Annotated in this window: 15 protein-coding genes; 13 read left to right on the top strand and 2 right to left on the bottom strand. The window is 72.8% G+C overall.

Translation table 11 applies throughout. The features are described 5' to 3' along the window. The first annotated feature begins 433 nt into the window (after window positions 1-433). From QK442_RS30725 to QK442_RS30665, 13 genes are all read left to right on the top strand, one after another. The gene (locus QK442_RS30725; RefSeq protein WP_282697365.1) at window positions 434-2083 is read left to right on the top strand and encodes a CTP synthase; all 1650 of its coding nucleotides are present in this window, start codon (window positions 434-436) and stop codon (window positions 2081-2083) included. Window positions 2084-2162: 79 nt separating this feature from the next. After that, complete coding sequence (locus QK442_RS30720) at window positions 2163-2792, top strand: NUDIX hydrolase (RefSeq protein ID WP_282697364.1); 630 nt, start codon at window positions 2163-2165, stop codon at window positions 2790-2792. Between the two features lie 216 nt (window positions 2793-3008). Beyond that, window positions 3009-4997 carry a tetratricopeptide repeat protein gene (locus QK442_RS30715; protein WP_282697363.1) on the top strand — a complete coding sequence of 663 codons (1989 nt, stop codon included), beginning with the start codon at window positions 3009-3011 and terminating at the stop codon, window positions 4995-4997. Window positions 4998-5142: 145 nt separating this feature from the next. Continuing rightward, window positions 5143-6258 carry an alanine dehydrogenase gene (ald, locus tag QK442_RS30710; RefSeq protein ID WP_282697362.1) on the top strand — a complete coding sequence of 372 codons (1116 nt, stop codon included), beginning with the start codon at window positions 5143-5145 and terminating at the stop codon, window positions 6256-6258. A gap of 453 nt (window positions 6259-6711) precedes the next feature. Continuing rightward, window positions 6712-7755, top strand: coding sequence for a ParA family protein (locus tag QK442_RS30705; RefSeq protein WP_282697361.1), 1044 nt, complete (start codon window positions 6712-6714; stop codon window positions 7753-7755). Next, window positions 7752-8246, top strand: coding sequence for a hypothetical protein (locus QK442_RS30700; protein ID WP_282697360.1), 495 nt, complete (start codon window positions 7752-7754; stop codon window positions 8244-8246). Before QK442_RS30705 ends, QK442_RS30700 begins: the two co-directional genes overlap by 4 nt. Before the next feature lie 50 nt (window positions 8247-8296). Beyond that, window positions 8297-9316: a segregation/condensation protein A gene (locus tag QK442_RS30695; RefSeq protein ID WP_282697359.1), complete on the top strand. Its 1020-nt coding sequence runs from the start codon at window positions 8297-8299 to the stop codon at window positions 9314-9316. 5 nt (window positions 9317-9321) lie between these two features. Beyond that, a complete protein-coding gene (gene scpB, locus QK442_RS30690) occupies window positions 9322-9939 on the top strand; it encodes an SMC-Scp complex subunit ScpB (RefSeq protein WP_282697383.1) in 618 nt (205 codons plus the stop codon). Then, a complete protein-coding gene (locus QK442_RS30685) occupies window positions 9939-11063 on the top strand; it encodes a pseudouridine synthase (protein ID WP_282697358.1) in 1125 nt (374 codons plus the stop codon). The genes scpB and QK442_RS30685 overlap by 1 nt, the downstream gene beginning before the upstream one ends. Before the next feature lie 288 nt (window positions 11064-11351). Further along, window positions 11352-12404, top strand: coding sequence for an AAA family ATPase (locus QK442_RS30680; protein WP_282697357.1), 1053 nt, complete (start codon window positions 11352-11354; stop codon window positions 12402-12404). Continuing rightward, complete coding sequence (locus tag QK442_RS30675) at window positions 12401-13132, top strand: NUDIX domain-containing protein (protein WP_282697356.1); 732 nt, start codon at window positions 12401-12403, stop codon at window positions 13130-13132. The genes QK442_RS30680 and QK442_RS30675 overlap by 4 nt, the downstream gene beginning before the upstream one ends. Continuing rightward, window positions 13129-14142: an ADP-ribosylglycohydrolase family protein gene (locus QK442_RS30670; RefSeq protein WP_282697355.1), complete on the top strand. Its 1014-nt coding sequence runs from the start codon at window positions 13129-13131 to the stop codon at window positions 14140-14142. Before QK442_RS30675 ends, QK442_RS30670 begins: the two co-directional genes overlap by 4 nt. Before the next feature lie 25 nt (window positions 14143-14167). Then, complete coding sequence (locus QK442_RS30665) at window positions 14168-14938, top strand: nucleotidyltransferase domain-containing protein (RefSeq protein WP_282697354.1); 771 nt, start codon at window positions 14168-14170, stop codon at window positions 14936-14938. Here the strand turns inward: QK442_RS30665 and QK442_RS30660 are convergent. Then, the gene (locus tag QK442_RS30660; RefSeq protein WP_282697382.1) at window positions 14918-15607 is read right to left on the bottom strand and encodes a nucleotidyltransferase domain-containing protein; all 690 of its coding nucleotides are present in this window, start codon (window positions 15605-15607) and stop codon (window positions 14918-14920) included. The genes QK442_RS30665 and QK442_RS30660 overlap by 21 nt on opposite strands. Before the next feature lie 16 nt (window positions 15608-15623). Further along, the gene (locus tag QK442_RS30655) at window positions 15624-16079 is read right to left on the bottom strand and encodes a Rieske (2Fe-2S) protein (RefSeq protein ID WP_282697353.1); all 456 of its coding nucleotides are present in this window, start codon (window positions 16077-16079) and stop codon (window positions 15624-15626) included. Window positions 16080-16112: the final 33 nt, after the last annotated feature.

The raw sequence follows: 16112 nt of genomic DNA, 5'->3' as shown, positions 1-16112 counted from the left end.
GGGCAGCGGATCAAGGGGAGCCGACACGGCCCCCGGTCCGCTTCCCCGGGCGGGGCGGCGGCGTCGGCCCGCCGCCCGGTGACGACGTGCGGCGGGACGGTCCGCACCCTGACGACCGTGATGATCACCCGGTGACGTGCTGCTCCGTACGGGTGAACAGGATGTTCATCGAGCGTCTGTGTGATCTTCTCCGTGGTCCGCCGGCCTCCCCCGGACGGCCCCCTCGCGGTCCCTCCCACACGGTCGGCCGGTGCGCCGACCGTGTGGCCGGAAGCGGTCTCCTGCTGTCACTGATACCCTGGTACCCCGTGGACCGGTGGGAAACGGCGCTCAGCCGAGGCCCCCGAAACCGCAGCGACGGCACCCCCGATTCTTCCGGAGGACCTGCCGCTTCGCACCTCCAGAACGCGACCACGGGAGCCCCCTCTTGGCGATGCCGCCCAACACCACGACGACCAAGCACATCTTCGTCACCGGGGGTGTCGCCTCCTCCCTCGGCAAGGGTCTCACCGCCTCCAGCCTGGGTGCGCTCCTCAAGGCGCGGGGCCTGCGGGTCACGATGCAGAAGCTCGACCCGTACCTCAACGTCGACCCGGGCACGATGAACCCGTTCCAGCACGGCGAGGTCTTCGTCACCAACGACGGCGCCGAGACCGACCTGGACATCGGCCACTACGAGCGCTTCCTCGACGTCGACCTCGACGGCTCGGCCAACGTCACCACCGGCCAGGTCTACTCGCAGGTCATCGCCAAGGAGCGGCGCGGCGAGTACCTCGGCGACACCGTGCAGGTCATCCCGCACATCACCAACGAGATCAAGTCGCGGATCCGCCGCATGGCCACCGACGACGTCGACGTGGTCATCACCGAGGTCGGCGGCACCGTCGGCGACATCGAGTCGCTGCCCTTCCTGGAGACCGTCCGCCAGGTCCGCCACGAGGTCGGCCGCGACAACGTCTTCGTCGTGCACATCTCGCTGCTGCCCTACATCGGCCCCTCCGGCGAGCTGAAGACCAAGCCGACCCAGCACTCGGTCGCCGCCCTGCGCAACATCGGCATCCAGCCCGACGCGATCGTGCTGCGCGCCGACCGCGAGGTCCCCACCGCCATCAAGCGCAAGATCTCGCTGATGTGCGACGTCGACGAGGCCGCCGTGGTCGCCGCCATCGACGCCAAGTCGATCTACGACATCCCGAAGGTGCTGCACTCCGAGGGCCTCGACGCCTACGTGGTGCGCAAGCTCGACCTGCCCTTCCGCGACGTGGACTGGACCGTCTGGGAGGACCTCCTGGACCGCGTCCACAACCCGGAGCACGAGGTCACCGTCGCGCTCGTCGGCAAGTACATCGACCTGCCCGACGCCTACCTCTCGGTCACCGAGGCCATGCGCGCCGGCGGCTTCGCCAACAAGGCGCGGGTCAAGGTCAAGTGGGTCACCTCCGACGACTGCAAGACCCCGGCCGGCGCCGAGAAGCAGCTCGGCGACTGCGACGCCATCCTCGTCCCCGGCGGCTTCGGCGACCGCGGTGTCGCCGGCAAGGTCGGCGCCATCCGGTACGCCCGCGAGAACAAGGTGCCGCTGCTCGGCATCTGCCTGGGCCTCCAGTGCATCGTCATCGAGGCGGCCCGGAACCTGGCGGACATCCCCGAGGCGAACTCCACCGAGTTCGACCCGGCCACCGCGCACCCCGTCGTCTCCACGATGGAGGAGCAGCTCGCCTACGTCGAGGGCGCCGGCGACCTGGGCGGAACGATGCGCCTGGGCCTCTACCCGGCCAAGCTCGCCGAGGGCTCGGTCGTCCGCGAGGCCTACGGCGACGAGCCGTACGTCGAGGAGCGCCACCGCCACCGCTACGAGGTGAACAACGCCTACCGCGCGGAGCTGGAGAAGAAGGCCGGCCTGGTCTTCTCCGGCACCTCCCCGGACAACAAGCTCGTCGAGTTCGTCGAGTACCCGAAGGAGATCCACCCCTACCTGGTCGCCACCCAGGCGCACCCGGAGCTGAAGTCCCGCCCGACCCGCCCCCACCCGCTCTTCGCGGGCCTGGTCAAGGCGGCCGTCGAGCGCAAGACGGCCCAGTAGCACCCCCCTTGTTAACGTTGCCGGGGTACGGCTCCTCGCACGAGGACCCGTACCCCGGCTTTCGTATGTGGGAGGACCAGTGACACAGGTGCAGGACACCCCGGAGGAGTGGCGGACCGTCGCCACCGCCACCCCCTTCACGGGCAACAAGACGAGTGTCCGCACGGACGACGTGGTCATGCCGGACGGCTCGGTCGTCCGCCGCGACTACCAGGTCCACCCGGGCTCCGTGGCCGTCCTGGCCCTGGACGACCAGGACCGGGTGCTCGTGCTGCGGCAGTACCGGCACCCGGTGCGGCAGAAGCTGTGGGAGATCCCGGCCGGACTGCTCGACGTGCCCGGTGAGAACCCGCTGCACGCCGCCCAGCGCGAGCTGTACGAGGAGGCGCACGCCAAGGCGGGGGAGTGGCACGTCCTGACCGACGTCTACACCACCCCCGGCGGCTGCGACGAGGCCGTACGGATCTTCCTGGCGCGCGACCTCGCCGAGGCGGAGGGGGAGCGGTACGAGGTCGCCGAGGAGGAGGCCGACATGGAGGTGGCGCGGGTCCCGCTGACGGACCTGGTGCGCGGTGTCCTCGCCGGCGAGCTGCACAACAACTGCCTGGTCGTGGGTGTGCTGTCGCTGGTCGCCGCGAGGGCCGGTGACGGCCTGGACGCGCTGCGCCCCGCCGACGCGCCCTGGCCGGCCCGCCCCTTCGAGGCGTAGCGCCTCGACGCCCCGCGCTGGCTGCGCCCCGCGTCCCTGTGTGGGCTGCGCCCGCCTGCGTGGGCAAGGTCCGGTGTGACTGTCCGTTGATCCGATCGGGGGATGTGCCCGTCGTGCTCCGCCAGGGGTGTGCGGGGGGCTGAACTACGCTCGTACACGCCCGTGCGGAGTCCCCGCGGGATCGGCTCGTGCGCAGGTGGACGGGAGTGTGGCCCCGTGACGGATCAGGCTGTGGCAGCGGCGGCCGGCAGCCGGCAGTTCTACGGCCGGCAGCGGGAGTTGAAGGCGTTGCGCGCCGACATCGAGCGGACCGGCCTGGACACCCTCACCGGCCGCAAGGCGCCCCGTGCCCGCGTCCTCCTCATCGCCGGCCGGCCCGGCTCGGGCCGTACCGCGCTCGCCGAGGAGCTGATCGCCTCGCTCGCCGACCGCTACCCCGACGGCGTCCACCGGGCCCGGCTCACCGAGCCCGGCGGGGAGCCCGTCCCCACCGCGCGGGCCGCCCGCGAACTCCTCCGCGACCTCGGGGTCGCCGAACCCCCCGGCGCCGCCGAGGACGAACTGACCCAGCTGGTCCGCGAGGCGCTCTCCACCCGCCGGGCGGTGCTGCTGCTCGACGACGCCGTCGACGCCGAGCAGGCCGACCCCCTCCTCCCCGACAACCCGGACGCCCTCGTCGTCGCGGTGGCGCGGGGGCCGCTCACCGGCATCCCGGACGTACGGCCCTGCACCGTCGGCGGGCTCGACCCGAAGTCGGCCATCGAGCTGCTGACCTCCGCCACCGGCTCGGTCCGCATCACCGTCGACCCCCAGGCCGCCGAGGCGCTGGTGGAGGAGTGCGGCGGACTGCCCGCCGCGGTGGTCCTGGCCGGCGGCTGGCTGGCGGGACGGCCCGAGACCTCCGTCGCCGACCTCGCCAAACGGCTCCGCGGCATGAGCGGCGACCCCCTCACCCGCGCCTTCCTCCTCGCCCACCAGGCGCTGCCCCAGCCGGCCGCCCGGATACTGCGCTACCTGGCGCTCGCCCCGCTCGGCCGGGCCGACGCCCACACCGCCTCCGCCCTGGCCGGCTGCTCGGTCTCGGCGGCGGCCACCACCCTCGCGGACTTCGCCCGTCTGGGGCTGGTGGCCGACAGGGGGGACGGACAGTACGAGGCCCCCGGCCATCTCGTCCCCCTTCTCCGCGCCCAGCTGGAGGAGCGCGACCGGCCCGCCGAGGTGCAGCTCGCCCGGGCCCGGATGCTGGAGCGGACCGTACGGCTCCTCCAGTCCTGCCGTGCGGTCACCGAACCCGAGGGCTCCCCGGCCCGGCGCAAGCTCGCCGGCCTGCCGCGCGCCCTGCGCTTCCCCACCCCCGAGGCCGCCGCCCGCTGGCTGGCCACCCGCAGGACCGTGCTCCTCGCCTGCGCCCGGCTCGCGGTCGCCGACGGCGAGCTCGACACCCTCGCCCGCCGGCTCATCGCCTCCCTGGTGCGGGCGCTCACCGCGCACTCCGGCGCCGAGGCGGCGGCCGCCGACCTCTACGGGCTGCACCGGCTCGTCCTCGACGTGGCCGAGCGGCGCGGACTGCACCGCGAACGGGCCGCGGCCCTGCTCAACCTCGGCGACCTCGACGCCAGAACCGGCCGCGCCAAGGACGCTCTGCTGCGATATCGGTTGGCATGGGAGGCCGGAAGGCAAGCAAATGACCCGTACGCCACCGGTCGCGCAATGGAATCCGTAGGTGGCAGCTATCAGGAGCTCGGCGACTGGCAGCGGGCCGGCGACTGGTACGGCCGCGCCCTCGCCCAGCGCCTCGCCCACGACGAGCGGGCGGACCAGGCGCGGCTGTACGCCCGCCTCGGCGCCGTACAGACCTATGCGGGGCGGTACGGGGAGGCGCTGCGGCACTGGCGGGCGGCCGCGGCCGGGTACCGCAGGCTCGGCGATCTCCCGGGCCACGCACGGGCGTTGAGCGAGGCGGCCCGGGTGCAGGAGTACGCCGGACGTCCCGAGGAGTCGCTGCGGACCTGTGAGGAGGCGGTCGAGTGGGCCCGCCGCGCCCAGGACACCCGGCTCCAGGCGGCGCTCCGGCTGCGGCTCGCCGACACCCTCGACCGGCTCGGCGACCCCGCGGCGGCGCGGCTGCACCGCGCCACGGCGGACCGACTCCTGGAAACGGAACGCCACGCCTACGAAATCCGCAGTGGCTCCGCAGAAGATTAGTACTTTGAAAGGCTAGACAGCGGGAACTCCTTCATTAGACTGGTTCTGCCGCGTTGGAACGTGGTCTGCCCCGGTGTGCCGCAGTGCATCCGGGTATGTATCGCAGTGACCCAGTTATCCCCTGATTCAAGGACCGTGATCGACGATGAAGGTCGGCATCCCCCGCGAGGTCAAGAACAACGAGTTCCGCGTGGCCATCACCCCCGCCGGTGTCCACGAGCTCGTCCGCAACGGCCACCAGGTCTTCATCGAGCAGAACGCGGGCGTGGGCTCCTCGATCACGGACGAGGAGTACGTCGCCGCCGGTGCCGAGATCCTCGGCACCGCCGACGAGGTCTGGGCCACCGCCGACCTGCTCCTCAAGGTCAAGGAGCCGATCGCGGAGGAGTACCACCGCCTCCGCAAGGACCAGACGCTCTTCACCTACCTGCACCTCGCCGCCTCGAAGGAGTGCACGGACGCCCTCCTGGAGTCCGGCACCACCGCCATCGCGTACGAGACCGTCGAGACCGCGAACCGCGCGCTTCCGCTGCTCGCCCCGATGTCCGAGGTCGCGGGCCGCCTGGCCCCGCAGGTCGGCGCCTACCACCTGATGCGCTCGGCCGGCGGCCGCGGCGTCCTCCCCGGCGGCGTCCCCGGCACCCACGCCGGCGAGTGCGTCGTCATCGGCGGCGGCGTCTCCGGCTGGAACGCCGTGCAGATCGCCATCGGCCTGGGCTTCCACGTGACCCTGCTCGACAGGGACATCAACAAGCTCCGCGAGGCCGACAAGATCTTCGGCACGAAGGTCAAGACGATCGTCTCCAACGCCTTCGAGCTGGAGAAGGCCGTCGTCGAGGCCGACCTCGTCGTCGGTGCCGTCCTCATCCCCGGCGCCAAGGCCCCGAAGCTGGTCACCAACGAGCTCGTCGCCAAGATGAAGCCCGGAAGTGTCCTTGTCGACATTGCCATCGACCAGGGCGGCTGCTTCGAGGACTCCCACCCGACCACCCACGCCGAGCCGACCTTCCAGGTCCACAACTCGATCTTCTACTGCGTGGCCAACATGCCGGGCGCCGTCCCGAACACCTCCACCTACGCCCTCACCAACGCCACGCTGCCCTACATCGTGTCGCTGGCGAACAACGGCTGGGTCGAGGCGCTCCGCCGCGACTCCGCGCTCGCCCTGGGCCTCAACACCCATGACGGCAAGGTCGTTTACAAGGAGGTGGCCGAGGCGCACGGCTACGAGCACGTGGAGCTGAGCACCCTCATCGGCTGATCCGGAGCACCTCCCGGACACCCCCCGACGACGGCCCCGTCAACGCCCGCCGTCAATGTCACGCACCTGGCCGGACCTTGTTCGACAAGGTCCGGCCGACTGTGTCTCCGGCCACGCCAAAACGTTCGGTCAACTCGCCTCGAACGTAACCCTTTAACCGTTTCGCACACCCCTGAAACGTGTGGATGCATGGCTGCGCGCCCTTGACAGAGGCGTGTTCGGTTGCCGACACATCGGGCCGGGTCCGGGCGATTGTGTTGCTGCGGAGCGGTGACACGCCATAGAGTCGCCAACCGTCGGCATGGTGCCACGCTGACCTATCGATAAATGTTCCTGGTCACGTCCAAGGAGGTAAGACGACTTGTGAATGAGTCGACATTTACTCCCGGGAGCGGTGCGCCAGGTGCCCCGGTCGGTTCCGTCGCGGTGCGGACCTTCGCGACGCACCAGCCCATGACGACAACCCACACGCTGAAGACGATGGACGGCCTACACGTGAACGCCACGGCCGGCAACGAGATGGGCCGAGAGTCCACCCACTTCGCCGCCTACGACGAGCTGCCCGAGGGGCACTTCTACGACCCCGACGCCGAGTACGAGCCCGACCCGGAGTACGCGGCCACCCTCGCGCCCGACGCTGCCCGCCAGCGCCGCGAGCGGATCGGCCCCACCGGACGGCCGCTGCCGTACTTCCCGATCCCGGGCCCGCTGACCGACCACGGCCCCGCCACGATCATCGCGATGTGCAACCAGAAGGGCGGCGTCGGCAAGACCACGTCGACCATCAACCTGGGTGCCGCGCTCGCCGAGTACGGACGACGGGTGCTGCTCGTCGACTTCGACCCGCAGGGCGCCCTGTCGGTCGGCCTCGGCGTGAACCCGATGGAGCTCGACCTCACCGTCTACAACCTGCTCATGGAGCGGGGCATGTCGGCGGACGAGGTGCTGCTCAAGACGGCGGTCCCCAACATGGACCTGCTGCCGAGCAACATCGACCTCTCCGCCGCCGAGGTGCAGCTGGTCTCCGAGGTCGCGCGCGAGTCCACGCTCCAGCGCGCCCTCAAGCCGCTGATGAACGACTACGACTACATCGTGATCGACTGTCAGCCCTCGCTCGGCCTGCTGACCGTGAACGCCCTGACGGCGGCTCACAAGGTCATCGTGCCGCTGGAGTGCGAGTTCTTCGCGCTGCGCGGTGTGGCCCTGCTGACCGAGACCATCGAGAAGGTCCAGGAGCGGCTCAACCCCGAGCTGGAGCTCGACGGCATCCTCGCCACGATGTACGACTCCCGGACCGTCCACTCCCGCGAGGTGCTCGCGCGCGTCGTCGAGGCCTTCGACGACCACGTCTACCACACGGTGATCGGCCGGACGGTGCGCTTCCCGGAGACCACGGTCGCCGGCGAGCCCATCACCACGTACGCCTCCAACTCCGTGGGCGCCGCCGCCTACCGCCAGCTCGCCAGGGAGGTGCTCGCCCGGTGTCACGCCGAGTGAGTCTGCCCGGAGCCGACGAACTCTTCCGTACGACCGGGGGGATGGCGCTCCAGGCGTCCTCACCCCGCCGAACCGTTCCCGCTCCGGCGGGCGAGAGCGACCCGGCGGCAGGCGCGGACGGCGGTGCCGCTCCCGGCTCCGCCGAGCACGCGGCGGCCGGCTCGGAGGCGGCCGAGCCCCGCGCCCGGGAGACCGAGTCGGTCCCCGCGCAGCAGCCCGCCCCCGCGAAGGCGGCCGCCCCCGCGCGGCGCCGGGGCCGGACCACCAACCGGCGCCCCAGCGGCCGGGAACGCCACGACGAGAAGATCACGGTCTACGTCTCCGCCGAGGAGCTGATGGACCTGGAGCACGCGCGGCTCGTGCTGCGCGGCGAGCACGGCCTCGCCGTCGACCGCGGCCGGATCGTCCGCGAGGCGGTCGCCGTGGTCCTGGCGGACCTGGAGTCCCGCGGCGACGCGAGCATCCTCGTCCGCCGTCTGCGCGGCCGCTGACGGTACCCTGCGGGCGGCCCCGCCCCCGCACCTCCCTGGAACCGCCCCCGATGCCCCAGCACGCCGACGAGACGTCCCGCCCACCGCGCCGCCGCGCGCTGGGACGGGGCGGCGGGCTCCCGGCCCCCGAGCCGGAGGCGGCACCCGTACCGGAGGCGGAACCCGGGCCCGTACCGGATCCCGGGGCCGCCCCCGTACCGGAGGCCGTACCCGCTCCGGACGCCCCCGGAGCCGTACCGGAGCAGTCGGAGCCCGCGGCCGGAGAGCCCGGCGGGGCCGGCGACGGGCGGTTCACCGTGCGGCTCGCCAACTTCGAGGGGCCCTTCGACCTGCTCCTCCAGCTGATCACCAAGCACAAGCTGGACGTCACCGAGGTCGCCCTCTCCCAGGTCACCGACGAGTTCATGGCCCACCTCCGGGCCCTCGGGCCCGACGGGGACCTCGACCAGACCACCGAGTTCCTGGTCGTCGCCGCCACCCTGCTCGACCTCAAGGCCGCCCGGCTGCTGCCCGCCGCCGAGGTCGAGGACGAGGCCGACCTCGCCCTCCTGGAGGCCCGCGACCTGCTCTTCGCCCGGCTCCTCCAGTACCGGGCGTACAAGCGGATCGCCGAGATCCTCGCCGAGCGCTGGGAGGCCGAGGGACGGCGCCACCCCAGGACCGTCGGCCTGGAGCCGCACCACGCCGCCCTGCTCCCCGAGGTCGTCCTCTCGATCGGCCCCGAGGGCTTCGCCGAGCTCGCCGTGAAGGCCCTGCAGCCCAAGGCCAGGCCGCAGGTGTACGTGGACCACATCCACGCCCCGCTGGTCAGCGTCCAGGAGCAGGCGGGGATCGTCGCCGCCCTGCTGCGCGAGCGCGGCACCGCGGACTTCCGGGAGCTCGTCGAGGACGCCGGGGACACCCTCACCGTCGTCGCCCGCTTCCTCGCCCTCCTGGAGCTCTACCGGGAGAAGGCCGTCTCCCTCGACCAGAAGGACCCGCTCGGCGACCTCACGGTCACCTGGACCGGCGGGGACGGCGAGACCCGTGTCACGGCAGAGTTCGACCAGGAAGCACCGGAGTCCGCATGACCGACATGAGCGACCTCAAGCCCGCCCTCGAAGCCGTCCTCATGGTCGTCGACGAACCGGCCGCCGAGGCCCACCTCGCCAAGGTCCTCGGCAGCACCCCGCGCGAGGTCGCCGACGCCCTGCGCGAGCTGGCCGACGAGTACACCGCCGACGGGCGCGGCTTCGAGCTGCGCCGGGTCGCCGGCGGCTGGCGCTACTACACCCGCCCCGCCCACGCCGCCGCCGTCGAGGCCTTCGTCCTGGACGGCCAGCAGGCCCGGCTGACCCAGGCCGCCCTGGAGACCCTGGCGGTCGTCGCGTACCGCCAGCCGGTCAGCCGCTCCCGGGTCTCCGCCGTCCGCGGGGTCAACTGCGACGGCGTGATGCGCACCCTCCTCCAGAGGGGTCTGGTGGAGGAGGCGGGCACGGAACCCGAAACAGGTGCGATCCTGTACAGGACGACGAACTACTTCCTGGAGCGGATGGGCCTGCGCGGCCTGGACGAGCTCCCGGAGCTCGCGCCCTTCCTCCCCGAGGCGGACGCGGTCGAACCGGACTCCCTGGAAGGCGTTCCGTCGTTCGATCCCGACCGGGACGAATCCGGCGGGGGCGAAGCAGCGGACGAAGAGACGACGGAAGTTTGATGCGAAGCAGCAGCGGCAGGAACAGCGGAAACAACGGCGGGAGCCGTGGTGCCAAGAGCGGCGGCCGCGGCAACTACCGGGGAGCGGGCAACAACCGCGACGAGCGCGGCCAGAGCGCCGGCCGTCCGCGCAAGACCCGCCCCGAGGAGCGCACCTACGACGTGAGCATGCCCTCGGACAGCGGCAAGGGCGGCTCCGGCGCCCCCAAGAAGGGCCGGGGCGCCGCCGCCCGCGGCGGCGCGAAGGGCGGCCCCAAGCAGTCCCCGAAGCAGCAGCGGGGCGGAGGCCGCACGGCCCCGGCGCGCTCGCGCGAGTACGAGGCCCGGGCCGAGGAGCGCAACCGCGAGCGGTACGCGAACAAGCCCCAGGTCAAGACCCCGAAGACCTTCCCGGGCGCCGAGCAGGAGGGCGAGCGCCTCCAGAAGGTGCTCGCCCGCGCCGGCTACGGCTCGCGCCGCGCCTGCGAGGAGCTGGTCGAGCAGGCCAGGGTCGAGGTCAACGGCGAGATCGTCCTGGAGCAGGGCCTCCGCGTGGACCCGGAGAAGGACGAGATCCGTGTCGACGGCCTCACCGTCGCCACCCAGTCGTACCAGTTCTTCGCGCTGAACAAGCCGGCCGGCGTCGTCTCCACCATGGAGGACCCGGACGGCCGCCAGTGCCTGGGCGACTACGTCACCAACCGCGAGACCCGGCTCTTCCACGTCGGCCGGCTCGACACCGAGACCGAGGGCATCATCCTGCTCACCAACCACGGCGAGCTGGCCCACCGTCTCACCCACCCCAAGTACGGCGTGAAGAAGACCTACCTGGCCGCCGTCACCGGCCCGCTGCCCCGCGAGGTCGGCAAGCGGCTCAAGGAGGGCATCCAGCTGGAGGACGGCTACGCCCGCGCCGACCACTTCCGCGTGGTCGAGCAGACCGGCAAGAACTACCTGGTCGAGGTCGTGCTGCACGAGGGCCGCAAGCACATCGTGCGCCGCATGCTCGCCGAGGCGGGCTTCCCGGTCGAGAAGCTGGTCCGCACCGCCTTCGGCCCCATCACCCTGGGCGACCAGAAGTCGGGCTGGCTGCGCCGCCTGTCCAACACCGAGGTCGGCATGCTGATGAAGGAAGTCGGCCTGTAGGAGTCCCGAGGGCAGAGGAGGCCCGTGCCCCGCGCGATCCGCGCGGAGCACGGGCCTCCCGCCGTTCTCCGGCCTCGTGCTCCGAGCTTGTGCGGAAGCCCCCGCACCTTTTATAGTCAGAATGACTCTTAAGGAGGCGGGCGTGAACGTCCTCACCGTTCCCGCCGCGAGCGGCCGGCGGACCTGGACCCACGGGGGTGGACCAGGTCCCACGGAGGCCGTTCCGGCGGGGACGGTGGGGGTCCGCGCCCCTCGTACGCCGGGCCCGCCGGTACCGGAGGCGAGGGCATGAGCACCCGATACGGGCACGGACTCGTCCCCGGCAGGTTCTGTCCGCCGCACGCCGGCCACCACCACCTCGTCCGCACCGCCCTCGCCGCCTGCGAACGCGTCACCGTCCTCGTCCGCGCCACCCCCGCCGACCCCCTCCCCCCGGCGGACCGGGTCGCCTGGATGCGCGAGATCCACCCCGACGCCCTCGTCGTCGGTGCCGCCGACCTTCCCCGCGATCTCGGGACCGCCGTCCCCGAGCCCGTCGACGCCCTCTTCGCGTCGGAGCCGTACGGGTCGGAGCCGTACGACGAGCTCGCCCGCCGCCTCGGCGCCGTCCCCGTCCTCGTCGACCCCGGCCCCACCGCCTTCCCCGTCTCCAGCGCCGCCGTCCGCGCCGACCCCGCCGCCTGCTGGGACCTCCTCGCCGCACCCGTACGGGCCGCGCTCACCCGCCGGGTCGTCGTCCTCGGCGCCGGATCCACCGGCACCACCACCCTGGCCCTCGCCCTCACCGACCACTACCGGCGGCGGGGCGGCGTCTGGGCGCGCACCCGGTACGTCGCCGAATACCGGCGCGAGTACGCCGGACGCGCCCTCGCCGAGCTGCGCGAGCGCCACCCCGACGCCACCCCCGCCGACCTCGTCCTCCGCTCCTCCGACTTCCCCGTCATCGCCCAGCACCAGGCCGAACGGGAGGAGGAGGCCGCCCGCGACGGCTCGCCCGTCCTCTTCTGCGACACCGACGCCTTCGCCGCCACCGTCCGGCACGAGCGGTACACCGGCACCACCAGCCCCGACACCTGCGCGATCGCCGCCCAGGGCCGCCAGCACCTGTGGCTGCTCACCGACCACCGGGGAGTCGCCGCCGGGGACGACGGGCCGCCGGACGACGCAGACCTGCGGGCCTGGACGACCGCCCGGCTCCTCACCGGGCTCGCCCACAGCGGGCGCCGCACCGCCGTCCTCACCGGCCCCCACGAGGAGCGCCTCGCCACCGCCGTCGCCGCCGTCGACGCGCTCCTCGCCGAGGGCCTCCACCTCACCGATCCCCTTCCGGAGCGCCGATGAGCACCCGTCCCGAGGGATACGACCCCAGGGCCTTCGAACCCTTCGCCGTCACCGTCGACCTCGCCGTCCTCACCGTCCGCACCGGCCGGCTCCACGTCCTGCTCGTGCAGCGCGGCCAGGAGCCGTACGCGGGCGCCTGGGCGCTCCCCGGCGGCTTCGTGCTGCCCCGCGAGTCGGCCGGCACCGCCGCCCGCCGCGAACTCGCCGAGGAGACCGGGCTGCCCGAGGCCACCGTCGCCGGACTCCACCTCGAACAGCTCCGCACCTACACCGAACCGGACCGCGACCCCCGGATGCGGGTCGTCTCGGTCGCGTACACGGCACTCGTCCCCGACCTGCCCGAACCGCGCGGCGGCGGCGACGCGGCCGAGGCCCGCTGGCTGCCCTACGACGAGGTCCCGCCGCTCGCCTTCGACCACGACCGGATCCTCGCCGACGCCCGCGAACGCGTCGGCGCCAAGCTGGAGTACACCTGCCTCGCCACCGCCTTCTGCCCGCCCGAGTTCACCCTCGGCGAGCTGAGGGAGGTGTACGAGACGGTCTGGGGCGTCTCCCTGGACCGGCCCAACTTCCGGCGCAAGGTCCTCACCACCCCCGGCTTCGTCGAGGCCGTGGAAGGACCGCCGCGCCGCACCGGCGGACGGGGGAAACCGGCCGCGCTCTACCGGGCGGGGGAGGCCACCACCCTCCACCCGCCGCTGCTCCGACCGGAAGGACGATCCGCATGACCAAGAAGGCCGCCACGGGGACGCTGATGGGGCTGGCGCTCGGTGACGCGCTCGGCTTCCCCACCGAGTTCAACGACGTGCCCACGATCCTCGCCAAGTGCGGGCCGTGGCGGGCGATGGAGCTGCCGGTGCGGCGGGGGACCGCGTACATCACCGACGACACGCAGATGACCCTCGCCTTCGCCCGGGGCATCCGGACCGCCCTGGAACGGGGCCCGCTCGCCCCGCTCCGGCTCGCCCGGCCCGTCCGCGACGAGTACGTCGACTGGTACCACTCCCCGGAGAACAACCGGGCCCCCGGCAACACCTGCATGCGCGCCTGCATGCTCCTCGACGGCGACCGGCCCTGGCAGGACGCCAGCCAGATCCACTCCAAGGGCTGCGGCGCCAACATGCGGGTCGCGCCCATCGGGCTCGTCCCCGGCCTGAGCGAGGAGCAGCGGGCCGGCGCCGCCCAGCTCCAGGCCGCGCTCACCCACGGCCACCCCACCGGGCTCGCCGCCTCCGACCTCACCGCGCGGGCCGTGTGGCTGCTCGCCCAGGGCGTCGACCCGACCGGGCTCGTCGGACGGCTGCGCTCGTACGCGTACGAGAACCGCGACCGGTACCACGAGCGGTGGCTCGGCGACCTGTGGACCCGCTCCCAGGACCCCTCCGCCGCCCACTTCGTCCGGCGTGGCTGGGACGAGTGCCTGGCCGTCCTGGAACGGCTCGACGCCGTGCAGCGCACCGCGGACCCGGAGCTCGACCCCTGTACGTACACGGGCGACGGCTGGATCGCGGAGGAGGCGCTCGCCACCGGGCTTCTCTGCTTCCTGCTCTTCCCCGGCGAACCGCTGACCGCCCTGCGCCGGGCCGCCTGCACCCGCGGCGACTCCGACTCGATCGCCGCCCTCGCCGGCGCCTTCGCCGGGGCCCATCTGGGCGCGGACGCCTGGCCGGCCGAGTGGACCGCGCGGATCGAGCACCGGGACGAACTGCTGGCTCTCGGGGCCCTCTGGGACGAGTGATCGAATTCTGGGAAGCTAGGGCCCCATGACGCTCACCCTTGAGGCCCACAAGGCCGACCTGACCGCCGTCGTCGCCGAGGAGCCGGACCCCCTGCTCTTCGCGACGGTCTCCGGCGCCCACCTGTACGGCTTCCCGTCCCGCGACTCCGACGTGGACCTTCGGGGCGCCCACCTGCTGCCCGCCCAGGCGCTGGTCGGGCTCCGGGAGCCCGAGGAGACCCGGGACCGGATGTGGACACGGGACGGCGTCGAGATGGACCTCGTCACGCACGACCTGCGGAAGTTCGCCCGGCTCATGCTGCGCCGCAACGGCTACGTCCTGGAGCAGCTCACCTCGCCGCTGGTCGTGCACACCACCCCGGTCCACGCCGAGCTCACCGCCCTCGTGCCCGGGGTGCTCACCACCCACCACGCCCACCACTACCGGGGCTTCGCCGCCACCCAGTGGCGGCTCTTCGAGAAGAGCGGCGAACTCAAGCCGCTGCTCTACACCTACCGGGCGCTGCTCACCGGCATCCACCTCATGCGCTCCGGCGAGGTCCAGGCCCACCTGCCCACCCTCGTCGGCGAGGTGCCGGAGGCCCCGGCCCGGATCCCCGACCTCGTCGCCGCGAAGACGGCCGCCGAGCACGGCGCCGCCGGCGTCGTGACGGAGGACGTACGGGCCGAGGTCGAGGCCCTGCACGGCACGCTCGACGCGGCACGCGCGGCCTCGGACCTCGCGGACGAGGTGAGCGCGTACGACGCCCTCCACGACCTCGTCGTACGGGCCCGGCTACAGCTCCTGAAGGGCTGAGGCGCGGCGGGCGCGGACCAGGAGGTCCTGCACGCGCGCGTGGTCCGGGGCCACGGGCAGCGGACTGGTGTCGAGCGCGGCGTCGGCCTCGTCCTGGAGGCGGTTCATCCACCCCTCGACCTCCGCCCACGAGAGCTCGCCGCGCTTGACGGCGAGCAGCCGCTCCCGGTCCGCGCCCACGTCGATCCGCAGCTCGCCGGTGCGCAGCAGGTCCCGGCAGCTCATCAGCAGCCGCAGCAGGTGCATGGCGTGCTTCCAGCGCGGATGCCCGTACTGGCGCACGTCCGCCTCCAGCTTGCGGCGCTGCCCGCCCGCGTACCGCACGAAGGTGCGGTGGGCCTGCCGGGAGAGGAAGGCGCCGCGCAGGGCGAGCAGCTCGCCGCCCCACTCGGTGGTGTGGGTGACGAGCGGCGAGTGGAGGCACTCCAGGACGTTGGGGTTGTTGCGGAGGGCCAGCTCGCAGAAGCGTTCCAGCTCCCAGCTGAACTGCTCGGGCGCAGGGCCCTCCACATGCGCCGGGGGCTTGTCGAAGCGCCAGAAGAGCGGTGTCGGGGCGAGGTAGACGCCCCGCACGTCGGTGTCGCTCTCCTCGGTCGCCAGGCCGAAGGCGCGCGAGCCCATCACACAGGCGTAGACGGTGTGTTCGCGCACCAGCGTCTCGGGGGACATGTCCATGGCGGCCAGGCTACGCCAGGACGATCGTCTCCCCGGAGACGGTGATCTCCTCGGCGGGCAGCGGACGCGGCGCGGGCCCGGCCTGTACGGAGCCGTCCGTGATGCTGTACTTCGAGCCGTGGCAGGGGCAGTCGATGGTGCCGTCCGCGACCTTGTTCACCGTGCAGCCCTGATGGGTGCAGATCGCCGAGAAGGCCTTGAACTCGCCCTCCTCGGGCTGGGTGACGACCACCTTGCGGTCCGCGAAGACGGTGCCGCCGCCCACCGGGATCTCCGAGGTGCTCGCCAGCGGGGTGCCGTCGCCCGGCGCGGTCGGGGAGGCGCCGGTGCCGGTGGGCGGGGCGCTCGTCTCCGTACCGCCGTCGCCGCCGTCCGAACCACAGCCGGCGGTCGTCGCCGCGGTCGCCGTCGTCAGGGCCGCCGCGGCGAACAGGACCGTCCTGCGGGGTGTCGTCCGTGAAGTCATACGACCCAGCTTCGCCGGGCCCGCCCCGCCGCC

The organism is Streptomyces sp. CC208A, from assembly GCF_030010625.1.
Classification (GTDB): Bacteria; Actinomycetota; Actinomycetes; order Streptomycetales; family Streptomycetaceae; genus Streptomyces.
Note: the sequence above shows the minus strand (reverse complement) of the source record. Positions and strands in the feature narration are given on the sequence as shown.